Source organism: Pseudonocardia bannensis, assembly GCF_012911875.1.
GTDB classification, from domain to species: Bacteria; Actinomycetota; Actinomycetes; order Mycobacteriales; family Pseudonocardiaceae; genus Pseudonocardia; species Pseudonocardia bannensis.
On sequence record NZ_JAAXKZ010000096.1, the window covers coordinates 1 to 23,622 of the forward strand.

The following is a 23,622-nucleotide window of genomic DNA, read 5'->3' on the forward strand; positions in this document are numbered from 1 at the left end:
GTGGTGGGCGGGGTGGCCGCGGGTCAGCGGAGCTTGACCGTCCGCACCGAGATCAGCGCCGCGAGCAGGGTCCAGACCACGAGGACCAGGATCGGTCGCAGGCCCGGCCCCTCGCCGCCGGCCAGCGCGGTACGCAGACCTTCGGCGAGCGCCCCGGACGGCAGGTAGGTGGCCACCGACGCCAGGGCGTCGGGCAGCTGCCCGACGGGGATGATGATGCCGCCGGCCAGCAGCAGCATGAACCAGATGAGGTTGGCCACCGCGAGCACGATCTCGGCGCGCAGCGACCCGCCGAGGAGGATGCCCAGGCTGCCGAACGCCGCGCACCCGAGCAGTACGAGCAGCACCGCCCACCCGAGGCCCTCGGCGGCGGGCCGCCAGCCGAGCGCCCAGGCCAGCGCGCACAGCACGACGGTCTGCACGGCGACCAGGCCGAGCACCGCGGCGAGCCGCCCGGCGACGAGCAGCCAGCGGGGCAGCGCGGTCGCGGCCAGCCGGCGCACCACGCCGTAGCGACGGTCGAAACCGAACGCGATGGCCTGTCCGGTGAACGCGGTGGACATCACGGCGAGGGCGAGCACCCCGGGCACCACCGCCTGAACCCGCGGGTCGGGCAGCGGCACCACGTCGAGCACGGTCAGGCCGACCAGCAGGACGGTCGGGATGAGCAGGCACAGCAGCACCTGCTCGCCGTTGCGCAGGGCCAACCGCAGCTCGGTGCCGGACTGGGCGAGCAGCATCCGCAACAGCGAGCCACGGGCAGGCCGTGGCGTGAACGTGCCCGCGGCGAACCGGTCACCCGGCCCGCCCGTGCGGACGGTGTCGGGAACGCTCACGGGCGCAGCTCCTTGCCGGTCAGATCCAGGAACACGTCCTCGAGGCTACGGCGGGCGACCTGCACGTCGTCGGCGAGCGCTCCCTGCCCGGCGCACCAGGTGGTGATGGTGGACAGCACCGACGGGTCGATCCGGCCCTGCACCAGGTAGCGGCCCGCCATCGTCTCCGCCGCCCGGTAGCCGTCGGGCAGGGCGGCGCTGAGGTCGCTGAGGTCCATGCCCGGCTTGGCGCGGAACCGCAGCTCCTGCTGGTCGCCGCCCGCGGTCAGCGCGGCCGGGCTGCCCTGGGCGACGACCTTGCCGTGGTCGACGATGACGACCTGGTCGGCCAGCGCCTCGGCCTCCTCCATGAGGTGGGTGGTGAGGAACACGGCGACCCCGTCACGGCGCAGCGCGTCGATCAGTTCCCACACCAGGCGGCGTCCCTGCGGATCCATCCCGGCGGTCGGCTCGTCGAGGAACACCAGCTCGGGACGGCCGACGACGGCGCAGGCGAGCGCGAGGCGCTGCTGCTGGCCCCCGGAGAGCCGCTTGTACGGGGTGCGGGCGCACGAGCGCAGGCCCAGGACGTCGGTCAGCCAGTCCACGTCGAGCGGATGGGCCGCGCATGCGGCGACCACGCGCAACATCTCCTCGGCGCGAACGCCGGGGTAGGCCCCGCCGCCCTGCGGCATGACCCCGATGCGCGCCCGCAGCACGTCCGGGGCACCGGCCGGGTCCATCCCGAGCACCCGGACCTCGCCGGCGTCCGCCCGCTGGAAGCCCTCACAGATCTCGACGGTCGTCGTCTTGCCGGCTCCGTTCGGCCCGAGCAGGGCCAGCACGCTGGCGGCCGGCAGCTCCAGGTCGAGGCCGTCCACCGCGGTCGTCCGGCCGTACCGCTTGACCAGCCCGCGGACCTCGACGGCCGCTGCCGCAGGTGAACTCACGAGCGCGGATTCTAGTGACGCCGCTCAGCCCGGGGCCGGGCCGGTGTCGCTCGCCGGCAGCACCGCGTCGGCCTCGGCCCGCAGCCGCCGTCGCACCATCAGTACGGCGGCCCCGAGGACGACCACGCCGGCCACGATCGACATCGGCAGCTGGTAGGCGCGGAACGCGAAGTCGGCGCCCGTCGGCGGCACCATCAGGGCCAGCACCGCCGACGCGGCGAGCGCCACCCGGCGGTACCGCGGCAGGCCCCGGGTGGCGGCCAGCGGGATGGCGGCCCACAGCAGGTACCAGGGGTGGACCACCGGCCCGAGCAGCACGACCGCGCCGAGCCCGGCGCCGAGCCCGGTCACCGGCTCGACCCGTCCGCGCAGCGTCGCGAGCAGCAGCAACCCGCACAGCAGCGCGGCCGCGAGCCCGCCCAGCCCACGGGTGAGCGTCAGCACCGAGTCCGTGTGGTCGCCGAGGCCGGCCAGGATCCCGATCTGCCCGCTGAGCTGGCCGAGATCGGTCGAGAGCGACATCCAGCTGCGGATGACGTTCGCCGTGCCGAGGGTGCCCAGCCAGCCGAACCCGAGCCCGGTGCCGAAGCCGAACGCGGCGAACACGGCCACCGCGATCGCGGTCAGCGCGGCGGCCGCGAGAGCCACGTCCCGGACGCGTCCGCCCCACCGGCGGGCCAGGTGCATGCCCAGGAAGCCCAGGGCCAGGATCGCCGGGAGCTTCACCGCCGCCCCGGCGGTGATGAGCACCGCTCCCCAGACCCAGCCGCGGCGCTGCGAGCGGAGTCCGATCTCGAGCCCGGCGAGCATGAGCCCGATCATCAGGGCCTCGTTGTGGATGCCGCTGACCAGGTGGAACAGCACGAGGGGGTTCGCGGCGCCGAGCCACAGGGCGAGGCCGGGTTCCAGCCCGCAGCGCTCGGCCAGGCGCGGCAGTGCCCAGATGATCAGGGCGACGCCCGCCACCGCGAGCGCCCGGTGCGCGATCACGCCGAGGATCACGTCGTCGCCGGTGAGGGCGGTGATCCCACGGCCCAGCGCGAGGAACAGCGGCCCGTAGGGGGCCGGGGTGTCGCGCCAGATGGTCGGGATGGTGCGGGTCAGCGGGTCGTCCACGCCGAGGGCCTGGGCGGGGCCGAGCGCGTAAGGATCGAGCCCACGCGCGGTGATCGCGCTCTGCGCGAGGTAGCTGTAGACGTCCTTGGAGAACATCGGGGGGGCCGCGGCCAGCGGCAGCGCCCACAGCAGCCCGGTGCGGGCCAGCTGACCGTGGTCCGGCGCCGGTGCGACGGCGCCGCGGGCCCGCAGCATCCGGCCGATCCACAGCCAGGCGAGCACGAGCATGCCCATGCCTGCGTAGACGACCGCGATGGAGACGGTGGCGTTGCGTGCGGGCAGCCCGAGGACGCGCAGCCCGTTGAGCGGGTTGGGCACCGGGAGCGCGCCGCCGCCGAGCGCGCCGATCGCCATGAGCAGCGCGCCGGTGAGCCCGAGACGCCGGGCGAGCCGGCTGGGATCGGGCGGGGGCGAGGACGGCAGGAACGGCCCGGCGGGGGACCGCGCCGGCGTCCGTGGGTCCAATCCAGGGCCGAACCGTGATGGGTCGAGCCCCGGTGCGGCCATGTGCGCAGGGTAGCGACTGGAAGAGGGGTGACACCGCTCACCCGGACGGCGGCCGTCTTTGCCGATGCGGCACATATACGCAACACTGGTGTTGTGAAAACAGCCCGGCGTACCGACGCGGCCGAGGACCGTGCACTCCAGGTGCACGACGTCCACTCGTCCGCCGACGGCAGCACCCGGGTTGCCGTGGCCCGGCTGTTGCTCGAGCAGGGCCCGGTGACCGCCGCAGCGGTGGCCGCGGACCTGGAGCTGTCGGCCGCCGCGGTCCGCCGCCACCTCGACGCCCTGATCGCCGACGGCGAAGCCGAGGCCCGGCAGGCGTCGCACCGCGGCCCCCGGGGCCGGGGCCGCCCGGCCAGGGAGTACCTGCTCACCGACGCCGGACGGATGCGTTTCGGCCACGGTTACGACGACCTCGCCACCGCGGCGCTGCGCTACATCGCGCAGACCGCCGGCGAGGGCGCGGTCAACGCGTTCGCCGAGCGCCGGGTCGCCGAGCTGCTCGGGCCGGAGGCCGCCGAGATCGCGACGGCCGCCACGCCCGGTGCGCGGGCCGATGCCCTGGCCGAGCTGCTCACGGCGCGCGGCTACGCTGCGCAGGCCCGGGAGGCCGGGCACGGCGTTCAGCTGTGCCAGCACCACTGCCCGGTGGCGCACGTCGCGGCGGAGTTCCCGGAGTTGTGCGAGGCCGAGACCCGAGCCTTCGCCGAGCTGCTGGGCACCCACGTGCAGCGGCTGGCCACCATCGCGCGCGGTGACGCCGCGTGCACCACACACGTTCCGCTGGATGGTCCTGAACTCTTCCGGCGGCTCGAACCGACCACCACAGTCCCGAGAGGGAGGCAGTCCGAATGACGACCGCTCCTGAGGCGCTCACCCAGGAGGAGACGCTCGCGACGCTCGGCCGCTACGACTTCGGATGGGCCGACTCCGACGTCGCTGGCGCATCTGCACGTCGCGGCCTGTCCGCCGACGTCGTCGCCGACATCTCCGCGCTGAAGAACGAGCCGCAGTGGATGCTCGACTTCCGGCTGAAGGCGCTGAACCTGTTCGAGCGCAAGCCGATGCCGCGGTGGGGTTCCGACCTCTCCGGCATCGACTTCGACAACATCAAGTACTTCGTGCGGTCCACGGAGAAGCAGGCCTCCTCATGGGAGGACCTGCCCGAGGACATCAAGAACACCTACGACCGGCTGGGCATCCCGGAGGCCGAGAAGGCCCGCCTGGTCGCCGGTGTCGCCGCGCAGTACGAGTCCGAGGTCGTCTACCACCAGATCCGTGAGGACCTGGAGGAGCAGGGCGTCATCTTCCTGGACACCGACACGGGCCTGCGCGAGCACCCGGAGCTGTTCAGGGAGTACTTCGGTTCCGTCATCCCCAGCGGTGACAACAAGTTCTCCGCGCTGAACTCGGCCGTGTGGTCGGGCGGGTCGTTCATCTACGTGCCGCCGGGCGTGCACGTCGACATCCCGCTGCAGGCCTACTTCCGGATCAACACCGAGAACATGGGCCAGTTCGAGCGGACGCTGATCATCGTCGACGAGGGTGCCTACGTGCACTACGTCGAGGGCTGCACGGCGCCGATCTACAAGTCGGACTCGCTGCACTCGGCCGTCGTCGAGATCGTGGTCAAGAAGGGCGGCCGCTGCCGCTACACCACGATCCAGAACTGGTCGAACAACGTCTACAACCTGGTCACCAAGCGGGCCAAGGCCGAAGAGGGCGCGACCATGGAGTGGGTCGACGGCAACCTCGGCTCCAAGGTCACCATGAAGTACCCGGCCGTGTTCCTCATGGGCGAGCACGCCAAGGGTGAGGTCCTCTCGATCGCGTTCGCGGGCGAGGGTCAGCACCAGGACGCCGGCGCGAAGATGGTGCACCTGGCGCCGAACACGTCGTCGACGATCATCTCGAAGTCGGTGGCCCGGGGCGGCGGCCGGACCTCGTACCGCGGTCTGGTCCAGGTGAACCCGCGGGCGCACAACTCGCGCTCGACGGTGAAGTGCGACGCGCTGCTGGTCGACACGATCAGCCGCAGCGACACCTACCCCTACGTCGACGTGCGTACCGACGACGTGACCATGGGTCACGAGGCCACCGTGTCCAAGGTCAGCGACGACCAGCTGTTCTACCTGATGTCGCGCGGCCTGACCGAGGACGAGGCCATGGCGATGGTCGTGCGCGGGTTCGTCGAGCCCATCGCGCGCGAGCTGCCCATGGAGTACGCGCTGGAGCTGAACCGGCTGATCGAGCTGCAGATGGAGGGTTCGGTCGGATGACGCGAGACCTTCGGAACCTGTGGAGAAGGGTCGAGCAATCGTGACCGACGTTGTTTCTGGACTGGCCCCGGAACTCGCCGGGGCGAACCGGGGCGCGGGTCTCGTGCCCGTCGCCTCGGCGGGCGAGCGGTTCACCTCGTTCGACGTGGACGCCTTCGAGGTCCCGGGCGGCCGCGAGGAGAACTGGCGCTTCACGCCGATGAAGCGGCTGCGCGGGCTGCACGACGGCTCCGCGGCGCTGGACGGCACCGCGGCCGTCGAGGTCGCCGGCGCCGGCGAGGGTGTGACGGTGGAGACCGTGGGTCGTGACGACGCGCGGCTCGGTGAGGGCGGCACCCCGGCCGACCGCATCGCCGCCGCCGCGTGGTCCGCGTTCCGCGAGGCCACGGTCGTCACCCTGGACGGCACCCCCGAGCCGGTGACGATCACCGTGGCCGGCCCGGGGGAGGGCGCGACCGCGGCGTCGCACCTGCAGCTGCGCACGAAGCCGCACGCCGAGGCGACCGTGGTGCTGGAGCACCGCGGCTCGGGTGCGCTGGCCGACAACCTCGAGGTGGTGCTGGCCGACGGCTCCCGGCTGACCCTGGTGGTCACCGAGGAGTGGGCCGACGACGCGGTGCACGTGGGCGCCCAGCACTTCTCGCTCGGCCGTGACGCCACCCTGCGGGTCACGTCGGTTGCGCTGGGCGGCGACCTGGTGCGGATCAGCCCGACCGTGAGCTACCGCGGGCCCGGCGGCGACGCCGAGCTCGTCGGTCTGGGCTACGCCGACGCGGGTCAGCACCTCGAGCAGCGACTGCTGGTCGATCACGCGGTGCCGAACTGCACGTCGAACGTCCTGTACAAGAACGCGCTGCAGGGCAAGGAGGGCGTCCCGGACGCCCACACGGTGTGGATCGGTGACGTGCTGATCCGCGCCGCGGCGGAGAACACCCAGACCTTCGAGTTCAACCGGAACCTCGTGCTCACCCAGCACGCCCGGGCCGACTCGGTGCCGAACCTGGAGATCGAGACCGGCGAGATCGCCGGCGCCGGGCACGCGAGCGCCACCGGTCGGTTCGACGACGAGCAGTTGTTCTACCTGCAGAGCCGCGGCATCCCCGAGGACGTGGCGCGCAGGCTCGTGGTCCGTGGCTTCTTCGGCGAGATCCTCTCCCGGATCACGCTGCCCGAGCTGCGCGAACGCCTCGAGGCCGCCATCGAGGCCGAGCTCGCCGTCACGGGCGCCTGAGCCCGACCTCGGCCGAGTCCACGAACCACCCACCACGCTGCGACCAACACGGAGTTCACGAACAACATGTCCACCTTGGAGATCAAGGACCTGCACGTCTCGGTCGCGGCCGAGGACGGCGCCAAGGAGATCCTCCGCGGCGTCGACCTGACCATCCGCGGCGGCGAGACCCACGCGATCATGGGCCCGAACGGGTCCGGCAAGTCGACCCTGGCCTACGCGATCGCCGGTCACCCGAAGTACGAGATCACCGGCGGCGAGGTGCTGCTCGACGGTGAGGACGTGCTCGCGATGAGCGTCGACGAGCGTGCCCGCGCCGGCCTGTTCCTGGCCATGCAGTACCCGGTCGAGGTCCCCGGCGTGTCGATGGCGAACTTCCTGCGCAGCGCGGCCACCGCGGTGCGCGGCGAGGCGCCGAAGCTGCGCACCTGGGTCAAGGAGGTCAAGGGCGCGATGTCCGAGCTGGACATCGACCCCGACTTCGCCGACCGCAGCGTCAACGAGGGCTTCTCCGGCGGCGAGAAGAAGCGCCACGAGGTTCTGCAGCTCTCGCTGCTCAAGCCGAAGATCGCCGTGCTCGACGAGACCGACTCGGGCCTCGACGTCGACGCGCTGCGGGTGGTCTCCCAGGGCGTGAACCGCTACCGCGCCGCCGGCGACGTCGGCGTGCTGCTGATCACGCACTACACCCGGATCCTCAAGTACATCACCCCCGACGTGGTGCACGTGTTCGCCGGCGGCCGCATCGTCGAGTCGGGCGGGGCGGACCTGGCGAACGAGCTCGAAGAGAACGGCTATGTGAAGTACGGGGCGGGAGCGGAGGCCGCGTCGTGACCTCCCTCGAAAGTCCGGACGTGCTGAAGCTGCGTTCGGACTTTCCGATCCTCTCCCGCACGGTGCGCGGCGGGCGGCCCCTGGTCTACCTGGACTCCGGGGCCACCTCGCAACGCCCGCGGCAGGTGCTCGACGCCGAGCGGTCGTTCCTGGAGCAGCACAACTCCGCGGTGCACCGGGGCGCACACCAGCTGGCCGAGGAGGCCACGGACGCCTACGAGTCGGCCCGCGCGCGGATCGCCGCGTTCGTCGGGGCCGACCCGGGCGAGGTGGTGTTCGTCAAGAACGCCACCGAGGGGATCAACCTCATCGCGTACGCGATGAGTAACTCCAGCATCCGGACCGGCCTCGGGCCCGAGTCGGAGCGCTTCGCGCTCGGCCCGGGCGACGAGGTCGTCATCACCGAGCTGGAGCACCACGCCAACCTGGTGCCGTGGCAGGAGCTCTGCCGGCGCACCGGGGCGACGCTGCGCTGGTACTCGGTGACCGACGAGGGCCGGCTCGACCTCGACTCGGTCGAGCTGACCGAGCGCACGAAGGTCGTCGCGTTCGCGCACCAGTCCAACGTGATGGGCACGGTGCTGCCGGTCCAGGAGCTGGTCCGCCGGGCCCGCGCGGTCGGTGCCCTGGTGGTGCTCGACGCGTGTCAGTCGGTGCCGCACATGCCGGTGCACCTGACCTCGCTGGACGTCGACTTCGCGGTGTTCTCCGGGCACAAGATGCTCGGGCCGTCCGGGGTCGGCGTGCTGTACGGCCGGGCCGAGCTGCTCGAGGCGATGCCGCCGTTCCTCAGCGGCGGGTCGATGATCGAGCTGGTGCGTCTGGAGGGTTCGACCTACGCCCCGCCGCCGCAGCGGTTCGAGGCCGGTGTGCCGATGACCTCGCAGGCGGTCGGGCTGGGCGCGGCGGTCGACTACCTCAACGGGATCGGCATGGACGCCGTCCACGCCCACGAGCTCGAGCTCGCCCGCGTCGCGCTCGACGGGCTGGCCGAGGTCCCCGGGGTCCGGATCATCGGGCCTACCGACCTCAGCGACCGCGGCGGGGCGGTGGCGTTCGTGGTCGACGGCGTGCACGCGCACGACGTCGGGCAGGTGCTCGACGACCGCGGGATCGCGGTTCGGGTCGGGCACCACTGCGCGTGGCCGCTGCACCGCCGGTTCGGCGTCGCGGCGACCGTGCGGGCGTCGTTCCACGTCTACAACACCGTCGACGAGGTAGCCCAGCTGGCCGACGGTGTGCGGGCCGCGCGCGAGTTCTTCGGGGTGGCCTGACATGCAGCTCGAACAGATGTACCAGGAGATCATCCTGGATCACTACCGGTCGCCGCACCGGGCGGGCCTGCGCGAGCCGTTCGACGCCGAGTCGTTCCAGATCAACCCGACCTGCGGTGACGAGGTCACGCTGCGGGTGAAGCTGGACGACGCGGGGGAGAAGGTCGTCGACGTCTCCTACGAGACGCTCGGCTGCTCGATCAGCCAGGCCTCCACCTCGGTGCTGACCGACCTCGTGGTCGGCCAGAGCGTCGAGGAGTCGATGCGGGTGCTCGCGGCCTTCCAGGAGATGGCCCAGGGCCGCGGCACGGTCGAGCCGGACGAGGACGTGCTCGGCGACGGCGTGGCCTTCGCCGGGGTGGCCAAGTACCCGGCGCGGGTGAAGTGTGCGCTTCTCGGGTGGATGGCGTTCAAGGACGCCGTCGTCCGGGTGGGCGACGTACCAGAGAAGGGAACGGTCCGATGAGCGAGACCGGCACCGAGAACACGGCGGCGACGACGGCCGGCGACGAGGTCGTGCGCGGCGCGGCCGGCATGCCCGAGCCGCCCGCGCAGCGCGCGGACGAGCCGTCGATCGACGATCTCGAAGAGGCCATGCGCGACGTCGTCGACCCGGAGCTCGGGATCAACGTCGTCGACCTCGGCCTCGTCTACGGGATCCAGGTCGACAACTCCGTGGCGACCATCGACATGACGCTCACGTCGGCGGCCTGCCCGTTGACCGACGTCATCGAGGAGCAGGCCCGCGCGGCGCTCACCGGGCCCGGTGGCTCCGGCGGCCTGGTGGACGACATCAAGATCAACTGGGTCTGGATGCCGCCGTGGGGTCCGGAGAAGATCACCGAGGACGGCCGCGAGCAGCTGCGCGCCCTCGGCTTCCGGGTCTGAGTCGGCCCGGTACCAGCTCGACCACGAACGGCACTTCCGGCCGCTACGTCCGGCCGGAAGTGCCGTTCGCGTATGTGCCGGGCCGGACGTGTCGTCCGACTGCCCGCCTTCCCGGTGAGTCCGCCGCGGTGATCGTCGTCCCGGGGCCGCGAGCCGCGGCGTGCGCGGCTCCGGACTCCGAGACGTCGATCATGGGTGGGTGGCCCGCCGGCGCAGCGGGGAGGCAGTCAGGTCACGAGGCCTGATCCGCGGCGCGGCGGAGCAGGTAGGGGTGCAGGTGCGAGTAGCCGCGCACGTGCAGCGGCCGTAGCGACCGGACCGTGAAGCGGGGGTCGTCGGCGAGCGCCGCGGCCACCTCGCGGTCGACAAGCACGGAGTCGGGCCGGGCGTGCGTGGTGAGCCGCGCGGCGATGTTGACGACCTCGCCGTAGACGTCACCGAACCGGACGAGCACCGGGCCCGCGGCCAGCCCGATCCGCAGCTCGGGCAGCGCCGGTTCGGCCCGCACCCGGTCCTGCAGCGCCAGGGCGATGGCCGCCGCGTCGGCGATGTCGTCGGCGACGAACAGCACCTCGTCGCCGACGGTCTTGATGATGCGCCCGCGGCCCCCGGCGATCACGTCGGTGGTGCTCGACGCGAAGCGCTCGATCATCTCGCTGAGTTCGGACGTGGAGCGCCGCCGGGTCGTGCGGGTGAAGCCGACCATGTCGGCGAACCCGACGGCGAGCGGCCAGGTGTCCCCGTCCTCGGCGTTGTTGCTGCGCCCGACGACCACCCGGGACACGGTGGCGGCGAGGTGCCGGCGCCACACGTAGGTCTGCAGCTGTTCGAGCTTCGGCAGGACGGCCGCGGCGAGCTCGAGCGACTGCTGGGGCGAGACCTCCTGGGCCTCGTTGGCCACGAGTTGCGTGAGCATCCCGACCTGCCACTCGGCCAGCCGGGACATCGCCTGGGCGACGGCCCGCGCGACGGCCTCCCGCACGTCGGGAGCGAGGAGGCCGACGTCGGTGAGCTGCGACATCAGCCGGGCCGCCTCGATGTCGCGTTCGGTGAACAGCAGCTCGGTGTCGGAGACCTCGGGGAACCCGAGGGCCCGCCACAGCCGCCGCCCCTCCTCGAGTTTCAGCCCGGCCCGCTCGATCACCTCCGGCCGGGTGTAGCGGCGGGGCGCGCCGAGCACGATCTCCTCGAGCGCCGACGCCAGCGGCAGTGACTCGTCGAGCCGCCGGATCTCCCCGCGGTTCGCGGCGTCCAGCAACTCCCCGAGGGCGTCCAGCCAGCCGGAGGGATCGGGGCTCACCGGCGGCGCCGCGGGGCGTGCGTCATGTCGTGTGGACGATCAGCACGTCGACGCCGGCCCGCCGCGCGACGTCCGACGGAACCGAGCCGAGCAGCCGCCCGCTGAGGGTGTTGAGCCCGCGGTTGCCGACGACGAGCAGGTCGGCACCGTGGTCGGTGACGGACTTGCGCAGGACGTCGACCGGGGCGCCGTCCACCGCCTGGGTCGTGATGTTCGTGGCGCCCACGGCGACGGCCTTGTCCTCGGCCAGACGCAGCGTCTCCTCGGCCGGGGTGAACCCGCGGACGAGGTAGGCCTCGTCCTTCAGCGCGTCCTCGGCCTCGACGATCTCCTCGCGGCTCGCGGGGGTGAAGGCGGAGACGATGACCAGCTTCGCGTCGCTGTCCCGCGCGACGGCGGCGGCGCGCTCGACCGCGACGAACGAGGTGCTGGAGCCGTCGGTACCGACGACGATGGTGTTGTAGGCGGACATGGGAGCCCTCCGGCCGTGACGACGGCGTCCTCTGATGTGACGCCGGTGCAGTGACGTTCAGTGAAAGGAAGTTACCGCTTGTAGCGTCGGGCGGCCCACTCGGCGGGCCGGTATTCACCCGGCCCGGGTGATCCCCGGGTCCACGGCAGGGCCGGGGGCAGCAGCGCGGGGCCGACGAGCCGTCCGCGCAGCAGCCAGCCCGCGCGGCCGAACAGGGCGTTCATCGCCCCGATGGTGCCGGTGAGATCCTCGCGGCCGGTGAGGTAGGCCCACCGGTGCCGTGGCGGCAGGCCGAAGAACACCTCGAAGAAGGCGGGCACGTCCGCCGGGGGCATCCGCAGCAGCGACTCCAGGCCGCGACGGCGCAACAGGTGCACGACGCGCGCGGCCCGCGGCCACACGGCGTGGCGGGCCGCGGCCCGTGCGGCCGCGGGTGACCCCGGCAACCGGGCGGCGAGGGCGTCGGCCACCCGCGGGGCGAGGCGCAGCGCGGTGGCGACGCTGAACCCGGTGGCCGGGTGCACCAGCGGCGCCGCCGACCCGAAACCGATCGCGGCCGGGTCTCGGTGCCGAGCCCCGTCCACGGGGAACCGCACCCGCTCCTCGGGCGCGTCCGGGCCGGGGGAGACGCCGTGCCGGGCCAGCCTGGCGAGCAGCCGCCGGCGCAGTACCGGCAGCGGCAGCCCGGGGCGACGCGCCAGCGACGTCTCCTCCAGCAGCACCGCCCCGCCGCCGAGCGGAACGGCGTAGAGGAAGGTCGGCCAGCCCGGTTCCCCGTGGTCGTGGCGCCAGTCCATGAACAGCGCCGTACCCGGCGCGGCCACGGCGGCCGCGGTGTCCTCGTCCACCACCAGGCCGTAGGCGGTCTGCTCGGCGGGCGGCCGCCCCGGACGGGTGGCGGGACGCAGCGGCTGCCGGTGCCCACCGGCGTCGATCACCACCCGGGCCCGCGCCACGCCTCCGCCGGTCAGACGCACGCCGTGCGGGTCGGGACCGGTGGTGGCGCGGCCGGACCGCACCTCGACGCCGGTGCGCGCGAGCCCGGCGTCGAGGTGCCGGCGCAGCGCCGGTACGTCGAGCACGGCGTACTCCCAGCCGAGGCGGTGCTCGGTCTGCGCGAGCGCCCGCCCGGGGGTGCGGGCGGCGACCAGCTCCGCCGGGAGCGCCGGGGGCAGCTCGTCGGCCCACGCGGCGTAGGTGGCCCGCCACGGGCGGTCCGGAGCCGGGTCGAGCAGGGTCGTACGCAGCCCGCGGGCGGCGCATTCGACGGCGACCGCCCGTCCGGCCGGGCCGCCCCCGACCACCAGCACATCGTCCGTCGGCACCGGCCAGTTCTACCCGGTCCGGCGCCGTTCGGCGCGGTGGCGGCCCGGTGACGGCCCGGCGGCGGCCCGGCGGCGGTGCGGTGGCGGTGCGGGTCAGCCGAGCTTGCCCGACGCCAGCGCGCCGCCGTCGATGCGGATGGTCTCGCCGGTGACCCAGCTCGCGGCGTCGGAGACCAGGAAACCGACGACCGAGGCCACGTCCTCGGGCGTCCCGAGCCGCTTCATCGGGTAGGCCGCCGCGACGCCCTCCTCGTCGGCCTCGTACAGCGCGGTCGCGAACCGCGTCTTCACCACCGCCGGGGCGACGGCGTTGACCCGGATCCCCGGCCCGAGCTCGGCGGCCAGCTCCTCGGTGAGCCGGATCAGCGCGGCCTTCGAGGCCCCGTACGCGGCGATCACGCCGGTGGACCGCAGGCCGCCCACCGAGGCGATGTTGACCACCGCGCCGCCGTGCTCGCCCATCCAGGCCTGATGGGCGAGCTGCAGGTAGCCGAGCGCGGCGACGACGTTGACGTCGAAGATCTTGCGTACCGCGTCGAGGTCGGCGTTCATCAGCGGGCCGTAGACCGGGTTGATGCCGGCGTTGTTGATCAGGATGCCGAGGCTGCCGAACGTCTCGACGGTGCGCGCGACGACCTCCGCGCGGGAGTCGGGGTCACCGGCGTTGCCCGGCAGCCCCAGGACCCGGTCCTTGTCGCCGCCGGCCGCGTCGGTGACGAGCGTGTCCACCGCGGCGGACAGCTCGTCGGGCTTGCGCGCCGTGATCGTCACCGCGGCCCCGCGGGCGAGCAGCTCGGCAGCGATGGCGTAGCCGATCCCGCGGCTGGCGCCGGTGACGAGGGCGGTCCGGCCGGCGAGGTCGCCGGGAGTTCCGGTGGTCGGGCCCGGGCCCGCGGTGCCGATGGTCGGGTCCGAGCCCGCCGTGATGTCGGTCATGGGCGCGACCCTACTTCGGAAGTCGTCTCGCCCCGGCCGGTACTCTGGACAGGTGATCCGGATCGGGTAATGGCCGCTCGGCCGTGCCGCTGCCCCCTTTGCTCCCTACCATCCGGACCTTCTGGAGTCTCTCTCGTGATCACCGCCACCGACCTGGAGCTGCGGGCCGGGTCCCGCATCCTGCTGGCCGGAGCCACCCTTCGCGTGCAGCCGGGCGACCGGATCGGGCTGGTCGGGCGCAACGGCGCCGGCAAGACCACCTCGATGCGCGTCCTGGCCGGGGAGGGCAACCCCTACGCCGGATCGGTCACGGCGAACAGCCCGGTCGGCTACCTGCCGCAGGACCCCCGCGAGGGCGACCTGACGGTCACCGCGAAGGACCGGGTGCTCTCCGCCCGCGGGCTCGACGAGCTGCTGCGCAAGATGGAGAAGGCCCAGACGGCGATGGCCGAGCTGGTCGACGGCGTGCAGAACGACAGGGCGGTGCGCGAGTACGGCCGGATCGAGGAGCGCTTCTCCGCGCTCGGCGGGTACGCCGCCGAGAGTGAGGCCGCCCGGATCTGTGCCCACCTCGGCCTGCCCGACCGGGTGCTCGGCCAGCCGATCTCGACGCTGTCCGGCGGGCAGCGCCGTCGCGTCGAGCTCGCCCGGATCCTGTTCGCGGCCTCCGACGGCGGCGGTGGCGGTGCTCCGAGCGCGACGACGCTGCTGCTCGACGAGCCGACCAATCACCTCGACGCCGACTCGATCAACTGGCTGCGCTCGTTCCTGTCCTCGCACGACGGCGGGCTCGTGGTCATCAGCCACGACACCGACCTGCTGGCCGACGTGGTCAACAAGGTGTGGTTCCTCGACGCGACCCGCGGCGAGGTCGACGTCTACAACATGAACTGGAAGCGCTACCAGGAGGCGCGGGCGACCGACGAGAAGCGCCGCCGACGGGAACGGGCCAACGCCGAGAAGAAGGCGGCGGTCCTGCACACCCAGGCCCTGAAGATGGGGGCCAAGGCGACCAAGGCGGTCGCGGCGAAGAACATGGCCCGCCGGGCCGACGAGCTGCTCGCCGGCCTGGAGCCCACCCGCCAGGCCGACAAGGTCGCGCGGATCCGCTTCCCCGATCCCGCCCCGTGCGGCAAGACCCCGCTGACCGCCGAGGGCCTGAGCAAGGCGTTCGGCTCCCTGGAAGTCTTCACCGGGGTCGACCTCGCGGTCGACCGGGGGGCGAAGGTCGTCGTGCTCGGCCTCAACGGGGCCGGCAAGACCACGCTGCTGCGGATGCTGGCGGGCACCGAGCGGCCCGACGCGGGCGAGGTCGTGCCCGGGCACGGGCTGCGGGTCGGCTACTACGCCCAGGAGCACGACACCCTCGACCTCGACGCGACCGTCTGGGAGAACGTGCGGCACGCCTCCCCGGACACCCCGGAGCAGCAGCTGCGCACCCTGCTCGGCTCGTTCATGTTCACCGGCGACCAGCTGCAGCAGCCGGCGGGGACGCTGTCGGGTGGAGAGAAGACCCGGCTGGCGCTGGCCGGGCTGGTCTCCAGCGCGGCGAACGTGCTGCTGCTCGACGAGCCCACGAACAACCTCGACCCGGCCAGCCGCGAGCAGGTGCTCGATGCGCTGCGCCGGTTCACCGGTGCGGTGGTCCTGGTGACCCACGACCCAGGCGCGGTCGAGGCCCTGCACCCGGACAAGGTGATCGTGCTGCCCGACGGCACCGAGGACCACTGGTCGGCCGACTACCTGGAGCTCGTGCAACTGGCCTGACCCGGTAGGCCTCACCGGGGTCGCCGAGCCCGGTCCGCCGGCGACCCCGTTGCCGCCGGCCGGACCGGGACGGCGTCGTGTCCTACCCGGCGGCCGTCCGCGGGCTCGGGTGGCCCTACCGTGGCGGCTCTCCGATCAGGTCTGCACGCCCACGACCTGCAGGGCGAAGCCGGTGTACTGATCGGCCACGTCCGCGGCCGAGAGCGCACCGGGGTCGCGGAACCAGCGCGCGATGCTCACGCACATCTCCAGGATCGCGAAGGACGCGAGCACGGGGGAGTCGACGGTGAACGCTCCGGACTCGACGCCGTCGGAGATCACCGCGCGGAAGGCGCGCTCGTGGTCGCGGCGCCGCGCCCGCAACGCGGACAGCGACGGCTCCTCGAGGCTGGTCGTGTCCCGGTTGACCACGAGCGCCTCGCGCCGGTGCGTGGCGTGGCGCAGCGCGTAGACGCGCGTCGCCCGTCGGAGCCGCTCGACCGGGTCCTGCACGCCGTCGACGGCGGCCTCGAAGTCCTCCATGACGCTGTCGAGGGTCTGCCGGATGATCGTCTGCAGGAGCTCCTGCTTGGAGCGCATGTGGTTGTACAGGCTGGGCGTCCGGATGCCGAGCACCTCGGCGATCTGGCTGAGCGCGGTCCCGTGGTAGCCGCGCTGCGCGAAGAGCGTCAGAGCGGTGTCGAGCACCGCGCCACCGGTGACCACCTGCCGGGCCTCGGTACCCGTTCCCATCGGTGGGACGCGGCCACCTCGCTCGACATGCATCGGCTCACCTTGGTGGCTGGGGCCGGTGAGCCGCGCCTGATCGCGTTGCAGATCACAGTGGCGGCCGGGCGAGCAGCGCGGCGTGTCGCGAGCACCCCTCTTGTGATACGAACGAGCGTTAGCTAGCGTCGTTCTCCCCGACAGGAGGTACTCAATGACGAGTCAGCAGGATCAGCGGCTCGACGATGCGGAGGCGGCACCCGACTGGCGCGCCGTGCACGCGTCCGTTCCGTTCCGGGAACTCGTGGCGAGACGTGGACGGTTCGTCCGCGCGGCGACCGCCGCCGTGCTGGGCTGGTTCGCGGTGTTCCTGCTCGTCGTCGGCATCGCGCCGGCTCTCGCCGGGCAGGTCGTCGTGGCGGGCATGACCGTCGGTTTCCTGCTCGGCATGAGCCAGTTCGTCGTCGCCTGGCTTCTGACCTGGCGCTATCTCACGCTCTCCGCGACCGTGTTCTCCGGGCTCGAGGCCGCCGCCCTCGCGGCCGGCGCCCCCGTGGTCGTCGACGCGACCACCGACGGGGTGCGGCCGTGAACGGGACCCGGCTCATCGCCTTCGCGCTCCTCGTGGGCGTCACGCTCGCCGTCACGGTCTGGGCGTCGCGGCGGACCCACTCGGCGAGCGAGTTCTTCGCCGCCGGTCGCTCGATCTCCGGCTCGCAGAACGGGCTCGCCATCGCCGGTGACCTGATGTCGGCCGCGACCTTTCTCGGTTTCACCGGGGCGATGTACCTGTCCGGTTTCGACGGTTGGGTCATGCCGTCGGTCACCATCGTGGCCTTCGTGCTCATCCTGCTGCTGTTCGCCGAGCGGATGCGCAATGCCGGCCGCTACACCGTTGCCGACGTCCTGTCCTTCCGGCTGCGCGAGCGCCCGGTCCGCGCGGCCACGGCCGCGGCCACGATGCTGGTCGCGGTGATCTACCTGGTGGCGCAGCTCGTCGGAGCGGGTGTGCTCATCCGCGCGCTCACCGGGCTGGACTTCGTCCCGGCTGTGATCCTCACGGGCCTCGCGATGCTCGCGTACGTGGTCTTCGGCGGGATGCTCGCCACCACCTGGGTGCAGATCATCAAGGCCGTCCTGCTGATGATCGCGGGGTTCGCGCTCTCCCTCGGCGTCCTGATCCACGTCGGGTTCGACTGGAGCGCGCTGTTCACCACGGCCGCGGCCAACCACCCGGCAGGGGACGCGTACCTGGCCCCGGGCGGGTCGGGCCGGTCCTTCCTCGACACCCTCTCGGTGGCGCTGGCGTTCGCCATCGGTACCGCGGCCCTGCCGCACGTCCTCATCCGCTTCTTCACCGTGCCCGACGCGAAGACGGCCCGCAGCTCCGCGGGCTGGGCGACCGCGCTCATCGGCGTGTTCTTCGTGATGACCGCGATCATCGGCTTCGGCGCCCGGGCGGTGCTGCCCCCGGAGGCCGGTGAGCAGGTCGGCAAGAGCGGCAACCTGGCCGCACCGCTGCTCGCCGAGTACCTCGGGGGCGGGGCGGGGACGTTCGGTGGCGACCTGTTCACCGCGTTCGTCTCCGCGGTCGCGTTCGCCACGATCCTTGCCGTGGTCGCCGGGCTCGTGCTGTCGGCCTCCGGCGCGGTCGCTCACGACCTGTGGGCCAACGTGATGCGGCGCGGGCAGGGCGAGGCGAACGAGACCCTGGTGGCGCGGCTCGCCGCGGCCGGCATCGGCGTGGTCGCCATCGCGATCACGCTCGCCGCCGGGCCCGGGTTCAACGTCGCGTTCCTGGTCGGCCTCGCGCTGTCGGTCGCGGCCGGGGCCAACTTCCCGGCGCTGCTGCTCGCCATGACCTGGAAGCGGTTCACCACGACGGGCGCGATCTCGGGCATCTCGGCCGGCTTGGTCACCTCCGTGGTGCTCATCGTGCTGAGCCCCTCGGTGTGGCCGGGTGGGCCGGAGTCGGCGCCGTACCAGATCGAGTACCCGACGCTCGTCGCGTTGCCCGTCGGTTTCCTCGCCTGCTGGATCGGCAGCCTGCTGTCCTCCGAGCGGCAGGGGCCGGAGCACTCGTTCGAAGAGCTGCAGGTCCGCTCGCAGACCGGGCTGGGCTCGGAGGAGACGGCCGCGGTGCACTGACCGGCTTCCCGCCGCACTCCGGGCCGGTGCGTTCCCCGCCGGTCCCGGAGACGGCGCTCATCGGAACCTGATGGACCTTGACGGACCTCGATGAACCCTTGACGGACAAGGAGGCGCGGTGCTGCGCACGGAACTGATCCGGACGGTGCCGGATCTGCTGGCGGATCACGCCCGACGGCGCCCGGAGAAGGTCGCGTTCGTCGACGACCACCGCGCGGTCACCTACGGCGACCTCGCCGGCACCACCGCCCGGCTGGCCGGGCACCTGCAGGACCTGGGTCTCGAGCAGGGCGACCGGGCCCTGCTCTACCTGGACAACCGGGTGGAGACCGCCGAGGCGTATCTCGCTGTCCCGCGAGCCGGTGGGGTGGCGGTCTGTGCCAACCCGCAGGCCGCGACGGCCGAGGTGGCGCACATCCTCGACGACAGCGGCTCCCGGATCGTGATCACCGACGCCGCGCACGTGGACGTTGTGCGAGGCCTGGTCGCCGAGCGGGACGGTGCATTCGCGGTGATCGTGGCCGGCGACCTACCGGGTGACGCCGGTGAGCTGTCCTACGCCGAACTGCTGACCCGGGAGTCCTCGCCCCCGCGGGACTGCCTCGGCCTCGACGACACGGCCTGGATGCTCTACACCTCGGGCACCACCGGCCGGCCCAAGGGCGTGTACCTGACCCAGCGCGGCTGCTTCTGGGTGGTCGCGGCGTGCTGGGCGCCGATCGCGGGCCTCGGCCCGGACGACGTCGTGCTCTCCCCGCTGCCGCTGTTCCACTCCTACGCGCTCGTGCTGTGCGTGCTCGGGATCGCCGCGGTGGGCGCGACCGAGCGCATCCTGCCCCGGTTCTCGGTGCAGGACGTGCTGGCGCGGCTGCGCACCGGCGGGCCGGAGGGCGAGGTCACGGTCTTCCCCGGGGTGCCGACGATGTTCCACTACCTGCTGGACCGGGCCGGGGCCGACGGCCTCGGCGCCAGGCGGCTGCGGATGTGCGTCTCGGCGGGGGCGATCCTGCCGGCCGCGCTCAACGAGGGTTTCGAGCGCGCGTTCGGGGTGCCGCTGCTCGATGGCTACGGCATCACCGAGACCTCGACGATGGTGACCATGAACTGGCCCACCGGTAGCCGGGTGATGGGGTCGTGCGGGCTCCCGCTGCCCGGCCTGACGGTGCGCTTGGTCGACCCGGTCAGCGGTCGCGACGTGCTGCCCGGGGAGGAGGGCGAGCTGTGGGTGCAGGGCCCCAACGTCACGCCCGGCTACCACAACCTGCCCGAGGCGACGGCCGCGGTGCTGGTCGACGGCTGGTACCGCACCGGCGACCTGGCCCGCCGTGACGAGCACGGCTACCTGCGGATCAGCGGGCGGACCAAGGAGCTGATCATCCGCGGCGGGGAGAACATCTACCCCGCGGAGGTCGAGGACGCCCTGCTGGCGTGCGAGCCGGTGGCCGACGCCGCGGTGGTCGGGGCTCCGCACGGCCAGCTCGGCGAGGTGCCGGTGGCCTTCGTGGTGCCGCGCCGTCCCGGCGAGCTGGACGCCGAGCAGGTGCTGGCGGTGTGCCGGGAGCGGCTGTCGTACTTCAAGGTGCCCGCGGAGGTGATCGAGGTCGACAGCATCCCGCGCACCGGCTCGGGCAAGATCCTGCGCTTCCGGCTGCAGCAGCAGCTGGCCGAGTCCGTGTGACGTACTGACCCACCGTTGCCCGTGGCGGTGGGTGCAGTGCTGCACTACGGTGACTAATGAGCGCTAGTTAGGAGAGGGCGGATCGTGGAACTGATCAGCACCGTCACGGTCGACGCACCCGTGGACCGGACGTGGGCGGCCGTCACGGATCTGCCGCGGATGGCGGGGTGCCTGCCGGATGCGACCCCGGCGGGGATCCCGGCCACGGTCGGGTGGCTCACCGCCCGGTTCGAGGGCACGGTCCGGCTGGTCGAGCGGGACGACGACGCCCACCGCGCCGTCCTGCGGGCCGAGTGCCGTGATGCGGCCGGGCAGGGCGACGCGGTCGCGACGCTCACCGTGGCGCTGCGGCCACAGGGCCACGGCACGCAGATCAGCGTCGACACCGACCTCACCCTGACCGGACGCCTCGCCGGGCTCGGCCGCGGTGTGGTCGCGGGTGAGGTCGCGAAGCTGGTCACCCGGTTCGCACAGCGACTCGAGGCAGAACTGCTCGCCGCGCGCGGGCCCGCCGCGGCGCACGGGCCCGCCGCCGCGCACGAGCCCGCAGAGTCGGCCGCCCCGGCTCTGACCGGCGCGGTCCTCCGGCGGGCGGTGCCGGCGCTCGGTGCGCTGACGGCCCTGCTGATCGGCCGGCGATTCGCCCGCCGCACCGTCGCGGCCTCCCGCGGGCCGGGCTGATGTCCGGGCCCGCCACGACGACGACGAATGACTGACGACAGAGAGGAGCGCTGAGATGGCCGACATCCTGCGCGAGCCGGCGCTGTACATCGACGGGCGCTGGGTGCCCGGCGGCGGGGACGACCTGGAGGTGGAGAACCCGGCGACCGAGGAGGTCATCGGCAGCATCACCCAGGCGTCGGTGTCCGATGTCGACGCCGCGGTGGCCGCCGCCCGGGCCGCCTTTCCGGCGTGGGCCGCGACCCCGGTCCCTGAGCGGGCCGCCGTGTTGCGCCGGATCCGCGACCTGATCGTCGAGCGCGCCGACCACTTCGCCGGCCTCGTCAACCGCGAGCAGGGCTCGCCGCCCAAGGTGGCCCGCGCCCTGCACGTCGACACCCCGATCGCGGTCATCGACTCCACGATCGCCGCACTCGAGGCGTTCCCGTTCACGAGCGAGATCGGAAACTCGCTGATCCTGCGCCAGCCGGTGGGCGTGGTCGCCGCGATCACCCCGTGGAACCTGCCGCTGCACCAGGTGGTCGTGAAGGTCGTCCCGGCGCTGGCCGCCGGCACCACCGTCGTGCTCAAGCCGGCCGGGCTCACCCCGCTGGCCGCGTTCGAGCTGGCCCGCGTGTTCGAGGCCGCCGGGCTACCGAAGGGCGTGTTCAACCTCGTCCCGGGCAGCGGCCGGGTGGTGGGCGACCTGCTCACCCGGCACCCGGGCGTCGACCAGGTGTCGTTCACCGGCTCCACCCCGGTCGGCCGGCACATCGCCGCTGCCGCGGCCGAGACCCTCAAGCGGGTGACCCTCGAACTGGGCGGCAAGTCCGCGAGCGTGGTGCTCGCCGATGCGACCGACCAGCTGCTGGCCAAGGCCGTCAAGATCACCGTGGCCAACTGTTTCCTCAACGGTGGCCAGACCTGCACCGCGCTGTCCCGGCTGATCGTGCCCGTGGACCGGCTCGAGCAGGTGGAGGCGCTCGCCGCGGAGGCCGCGGCCAAGTACGTGCCCGGCACGCGGTTGGGCCCGTTGATCTCCGCCGAGCAGCGCAAGGAGGTCGAGTCCTTCCTCGACCCGGCTGCCGGGGGCGCGGCGACGACGACGGTCTTCGGCGGCGCCGAGCTCCCCGAGCGGGGCTACTACGTGAGCCCGACGGTGATCAGCCGGGTCCACCCGGACTCGCGGCTGGCCCAGGAGGAGGTCTTCGGGCCGGTGCTGTCGATCTTCGCGGCCGGGTCGGACGACGACGCGGTGGCATTGGCCAACAACAGCATCTACGGCCTCGGCGGTGCCGTCTGGGGCTCCGACCAGGACGCGGCGCTCGCGGTGGCCGCGCGGATCGAGACCGGCCAGGTCGACGTCAACGGCGGGGCGTTCAACGCCGGCGCGCCGTTCGGCGGTTACAAGCAGTCCGGCATCGGACGCGAGATCGGCGAGTACGGCATCGCCGACGTCCTCGAGATCAAGGCGGTGCAGCGATGACGGTTCAGGCCGAGAACCCGACGAGTGTGACGATCGACGAGACGGCCTACCCGCACGTGGTGCGCGCGGCGCTGCTGCGCGCGGTCGGCGAGCCGATGGCGGTGGAGACGATCCGGCTGCGCGCGGTCGGATCAGGTGACGTCCGGGTCCGCATCGACGCCACCGGCGTGTGCCACTCCGACCTGTCGCTGGCCCGCGGGGTGCTGGCCCAGCCGCTGCCCGCGGTGCTCGGGCACGAGGCCTGCGGCACCGTCGTCGAGGTCGGCGAGGGCGTCACCGACATCGCGCAGGGGCAGCGGGTGATCCTGCTGTGGATCACCCCGTGCGGGGAGTGCTTCCACTGCGAGCACGCCGAGCCGCACCTGTGCGCCAACGGCTCCCGCCGCGCCGGCGAGCCCTACGCGGTCACCGAGCAGGGCGAGCCGGTCTACCCCGGTCTGACCGTGGGTTCCTTCGCCGAGCAGACCGTCGTCCCGCGCGGCGCGGTCGTCCCGGTCCCGGACGACATCGACACCGCCGACGCCGCCCTGCTGGGCTGCGCGGTGACGACCGGGGTGGGCGCGGTGACCCGCACCGCCGGCGTCACCGCGGGGTCGTCGGTACTGGTGATCGGGCTCGGCGGCGTCGGGTTGTCGGTCCTGCAGGGCGCCCGGCTGGCCGGGGCCGGCACCGTCATCGCGGTCGACCGCAACCCGGACAAGGCCGAGCTCGCGCTGGCCGCCGGGGCCACCCACTTCCTCGTCGCCGACGACGACACCAAGAAGGCCGTCCGCGGGCTGACCGACAAACGTGGCGCGGACTTCGTGTTCGACTGCGTGGGGTCCGCGCGCACGATCCGCGACATGTGGTCGATGGCCCGCCGCGGCGGCTCGTGCACCGTCGTCGGCATCGGCGGCAAGGACGACACCGTGTCGTTCAGCGCGCTGGAGCTGTTCCACTTCGCCCGCACCCTGCGCGGCTGCGTCGCCGGGTCGCTCGACGCCACCACGGACATGCCCGAGTTCTTCGAGTGGGTGCGCACCGGCAAGCTGGACCTGCGCCAGATGGTCACCGGCCACGGGCACCTGGCCGACGTCGAGTCCGCGCTCGACGAGCTCGCCGCCGGCCGAGGCATCCGCACCGTCGTGACGCCCGGCGAGACGTCCGCGTGAGCGACACGAGCAAGCGCACCTTTCAGGCTCTCTAGGAGGAACACCGATGGATCTGCAGCTTGCCGGCACGGTGGTGCTGGTCACCGGGGCGGGGCAGGGG

General features: G+C 72.9%; 22 protein-coding genes and 1 pseudogene. 15 read left to right on the top strand and 8 right to left on the bottom strand.

Annotated features, from left to right (window positions below; all coding sequences use genetic code 11):
- Nucleotides 1-23: 23 nt before the first annotated feature.
- From HF519_RS21605 to mptB, 3 genes are all read right to left on the bottom strand, one after another.
- Nucleotides 24-740, bottom strand: coding sequence for an ABC transporter permease (locus HF519_RS21605; RefSeq protein WP_169414832.1), 717 nt, complete (start codon nucleotides 738-740; stop codon nucleotides 24-26).
- Nucleotides 741-832: 92 nt separating this feature from the next.
- Nucleotides 833-1,765, bottom strand: a complete 933-nt coding sequence (locus HF519_RS21610; RefSeq protein WP_169414815.1) for an ABC transporter ATP-binding protein — start codon at nucleotides 1,763-1,765, stop codon at nucleotides 833-835.
- A gap of 24 nt (nucleotides 1,766-1,789) precedes the next feature.
- On the bottom strand, nucleotides 1,790-3,388 hold the full coding sequence (gene mptB, locus HF519_RS21615) for a polyprenol phosphomannose-dependent alpha 1,6 mannosyltransferase MptB (protein WP_169414816.1): 1,599 nt from the start codon (nucleotides 3,386-3,388) through the stop codon (nucleotides 1,790-1,792).
- A gap of 93 nt (nucleotides 3,389-3,481) precedes the next feature.
- On the opposite strand from mptB, the gene HF519_RS21620 reads away from it, so the two are divergent.
- The 7 genes from HF519_RS21620 to HF519_RS21650 all read left to right on the top strand — a co-directional run bounded on the left by HF519_RS21620 (nucleotide 3,482) and on the right by HF519_RS21650 (nucleotide 9,894).
- On the top strand, nucleotides 3,482-4,243 hold the full coding sequence (locus HF519_RS21620) for a helix-turn-helix transcriptional regulator (protein ID WP_438826427.1): 762 nt from the start codon (nucleotides 3,482-3,484) through the stop codon (nucleotides 4,241-4,243).
- A complete protein-coding gene (gene sufB, locus HF519_RS21625; RefSeq protein ID WP_169414817.1) occupies nucleotides 4,240-5,667 on the top strand; it encodes a Fe-S cluster assembly protein SufB in 1,428 nt (475 codons plus the stop codon). Before HF519_RS21620 ends, sufB begins: the two co-directional genes overlap by 4 nt.
- Before the next feature lie 40 nt (nucleotides 5,668-5,707).
- Nucleotides 5,708-6,898 (top strand): Fe-S cluster assembly protein SufD, encoded by a 1,191-nt coding sequence (sufD, locus tag HF519_RS21630; protein ID WP_312860260.1) that lies wholly within the window; start codon nucleotides 5,708-5,710, stop codon nucleotides 6,896-6,898.
- Nucleotides 6,899-6,964: 66 nt separating this feature from the next.
- Nucleotides 6,965-7,732 (top strand): Fe-S cluster assembly ATPase SufC, encoded by a 768-nt coding sequence (sufC, locus tag HF519_RS21635; RefSeq protein WP_169414818.1) that lies wholly within the window; start codon nucleotides 6,965-6,967, stop codon nucleotides 7,730-7,732.
- A complete protein-coding gene (locus tag HF519_RS21640) occupies nucleotides 7,729-9,006 on the top strand; it encodes a cysteine desulfurase (RefSeq protein ID WP_169414819.1) in 1,278 nt (425 codons plus the stop codon). The genes sufC and HF519_RS21640 overlap by 4 nt, the downstream gene beginning before the upstream one ends.
- A gap of 1 nt (nucleotide 9,007) precedes the next feature.
- The gene (gene sufU, locus HF519_RS21645; protein WP_169414820.1) at nucleotides 9,008-9,472 is read left to right on the top strand and encodes a Fe-S cluster assembly sulfur transfer protein SufU; all 465 of its coding nucleotides are present in this window, start codon (nucleotides 9,008-9,010) and stop codon (nucleotides 9,470-9,472) included.
- The gene (locus HF519_RS21650; protein WP_169414821.1) at nucleotides 9,469-9,894 is read left to right on the top strand and encodes a metal-sulfur cluster assembly factor; all 426 of its coding nucleotides are present in this window, start codon (nucleotides 9,469-9,471) and stop codon (nucleotides 9,892-9,894) included. Before sufU ends, HF519_RS21650 begins: the two co-directional genes overlap by 4 nt.
- A 232-nt stretch (nucleotides 9,895-10,126) precedes the next feature.
- Here the strand turns inward: HF519_RS21650 and HF519_RS21655 are convergent, their stop codons facing one another.
- The 4 genes from HF519_RS21655 to HF519_RS21670 all read right to left on the bottom strand — a co-directional run bounded on the left by HF519_RS21655 (nucleotide 10,127) and on the right by HF519_RS21670 (nucleotide 13,927).
- A complete protein-coding gene (locus tag HF519_RS21655) occupies nucleotides 10,127-11,194 on the bottom strand; it encodes an adenylate/guanylate cyclase domain-containing protein (RefSeq protein WP_312860261.1) in 1,068 nt (355 codons plus the stop codon).
- 22 nt (nucleotides 11,195-11,216) lie between these two features.
- Complete coding sequence (locus HF519_RS21660; RefSeq protein ID WP_169414822.1) at nucleotides 11,217-11,666, bottom strand: universal stress protein; 450 nt, start codon at nucleotides 11,664-11,666, stop codon at nucleotides 11,217-11,219.
- Between the two features lie 71 nt (nucleotides 11,667-11,737).
- Complete coding sequence (locus HF519_RS21665) at nucleotides 11,738-12,991, bottom strand: lycopene cyclase family protein (protein ID WP_169414823.1); 1,254 nt, start codon at nucleotides 12,989-12,991, stop codon at nucleotides 11,738-11,740.
- Between the two features lie 93 nt (nucleotides 12,992-13,084).
- Nucleotides 13,085-13,927: an SDR family oxidoreductase gene (locus HF519_RS21670; protein ID WP_169414824.1), complete on the bottom strand. Its 843-nt coding sequence runs from the start codon at nucleotides 13,925-13,927 to the stop codon at nucleotides 13,085-13,087.
- Between the two features lie 165 nt (nucleotides 13,928-14,092).
- Here HF519_RS21670 and HF519_RS33575 point away from each other — a divergent pair.
- Nucleotides 14,093-14,644 (top strand): annotated as a pseudogene (locus HF519_RS33575) (ATP-binding cassette domain-containing protein); the annotation flags it as partial.
- Nucleotides 14,645-14,767: 123 nt separating this feature from the next.
- On the top strand, nucleotides 14,768-15,694 hold the full coding sequence (locus HF519_RS33580) for an ABC-F family ATP-binding cassette domain-containing protein (RefSeq protein WP_438826428.1): 927 nt from the start codon (nucleotides 14,768-14,770) through the stop codon (nucleotides 15,692-15,694).
- 135 nt (nucleotides 15,695-15,829) lie between these two features.
- Here the strand turns inward: HF519_RS33580 and HF519_RS21680 are convergent, their stop codons facing one another.
- Nucleotides 15,830-16,459 (bottom strand): TetR/AcrR family transcriptional regulator, encoded by a 630-nt coding sequence (locus HF519_RS21680; protein ID WP_246244821.1) that lies wholly within the window; start codon nucleotides 16,457-16,459, stop codon nucleotides 15,830-15,832.
- 154 nt (nucleotides 16,460-16,613) lie between these two features.
- Here HF519_RS21680 and HF519_RS21685 point away from each other — a divergent pair, with 154 nt between their 5' ends.
- From HF519_RS21685 to HF519_RS21710, 6 genes are all read left to right on the top strand, one after another.
- Entirely contained in the window at nucleotides 16,614-16,991 is a 378-nt protein-coding gene (locus HF519_RS21685) for a DUF485 domain-containing protein (RefSeq protein ID WP_169414826.1), read from the top strand.
- The gene (locus HF519_RS21690; protein WP_169414827.1) at nucleotides 16,988-18,547 is read left to right on the top strand and encodes a solute symporter family protein; all 1,560 of its coding nucleotides are present in this window, start codon (nucleotides 16,988-16,990) and stop codon (nucleotides 18,545-18,547) included. Before HF519_RS21685 ends, HF519_RS21690 begins: the two co-directional genes overlap by 4 nt.
- Nucleotides 18,548-18,665: 118 nt before the next feature.
- Nucleotides 18,666-20,225, top strand: a complete 1,560-nt coding sequence (locus HF519_RS21695; RefSeq protein WP_169414828.1) for a class I adenylate-forming enzyme family protein — start codon at nucleotides 18,666-18,668, stop codon at nucleotides 20,223-20,225.
- An 84-nt stretch (nucleotides 20,226-20,309) separates the two neighbouring features.
- On the top strand, nucleotides 20,310-20,906 hold the full coding sequence (locus HF519_RS21700) for an SRPBCC family protein (RefSeq protein WP_169414829.1): 597 nt from the start codon (nucleotides 20,310-20,312) through the stop codon (nucleotides 20,904-20,906).
- A 55-nt stretch (nucleotides 20,907-20,961) separates the two neighbouring features.
- A complete protein-coding gene (locus HF519_RS21705; RefSeq protein ID WP_169414830.1) occupies nucleotides 20,962-22,371 on the top strand; it encodes an aldehyde dehydrogenase family protein in 1,410 nt (469 codons plus the stop codon).
- Entirely contained in the window at nucleotides 22,368-23,522 is a 1,155-nt protein-coding gene (locus tag HF519_RS21710; RefSeq protein ID WP_169414831.1) for a Zn-dependent alcohol dehydrogenase, read from the top strand. The genes HF519_RS21705 and HF519_RS21710 overlap by 4 nt, the downstream gene beginning before the upstream one ends.
- Nucleotides 23,523-23,622 lie beyond the last annotated feature (100 nt).

Bases quoted from the DNA above. Each gene is read 5' to 3' on its own strand.
- HF519_RS21680 (WP_246244821.1), bottom strand. From the start codon at position 16,459: ATGCATGTCGAGCGAGGTGGCCGCGTCCCACCGATGGGAACGGGTACC.
- sufB (WP_169414817.1), top strand. From the start codon at position 4,240: ATGACGACCGCTCCTGAGGCGCTCACCCAGGAGGAGACGCTCGCGACG.
- mptB (WP_169414816.1), bottom strand. From the start codon at position 3,388: ATGGCCGCACCGGGGCTCGACCCATCACGGTTCGGCCCTGGATTGGAC.
- HF519_RS21705 (WP_169414830.1), top strand. From the start codon at position 20,962: ATGGCCGACATCCTGCGCGAGCCGGCGCTGTACATCGACGGGCGCTGG.
- HF519_RS21670 (WP_169414824.1), bottom strand. From the start codon at position 13,927: ATGACCGACATCACGGCGGGCTCGGACCCGACCATCGGCACCGCGGGC.
- HF519_RS21605 (WP_169414832.1), bottom strand. From the start codon at position 740: ATGCTGCTCGCCCAGTCCGGCACCGAGCTGCGGTTGGCCCTGCGCAAC.
- sufU (WP_169414820.1), top strand. From the start codon at position 9,008: ATGCAGCTCGAACAGATGTACCAGGAGATCATCCTGGATCACTACCGG.
- HF519_RS21710 (WP_169414831.1), top strand. From the start codon at position 22,368: ATGACGGTTCAGGCCGAGAACCCGACGAGTGTGACGATCGACGAGACG.
- sufC (WP_169414818.1), top strand. From the start codon at position 6,965: ATGTCCACCTTGGAGATCAAGGACCTGCACGTCTCGGTCGCGGCCGAG.
- HF519_RS21685 (WP_169414826.1), top strand. From the start codon at position 16,614: ATGACGAGTCAGCAGGATCAGCGGCTCGACGATGCGGAGGCGGCACCC.
- HF519_RS21660 (WP_169414822.1), bottom strand. From the start codon at position 11,666: ATGTCCGCCTACAACACCATCGTCGTCGGTACCGACGGCTCCAGCACC.
- HF519_RS21650 (WP_169414821.1), top strand. From the start codon at position 9,469: ATGAGCGAGACCGGCACCGAGAACACGGCGGCGACGACGGCCGGCGAC.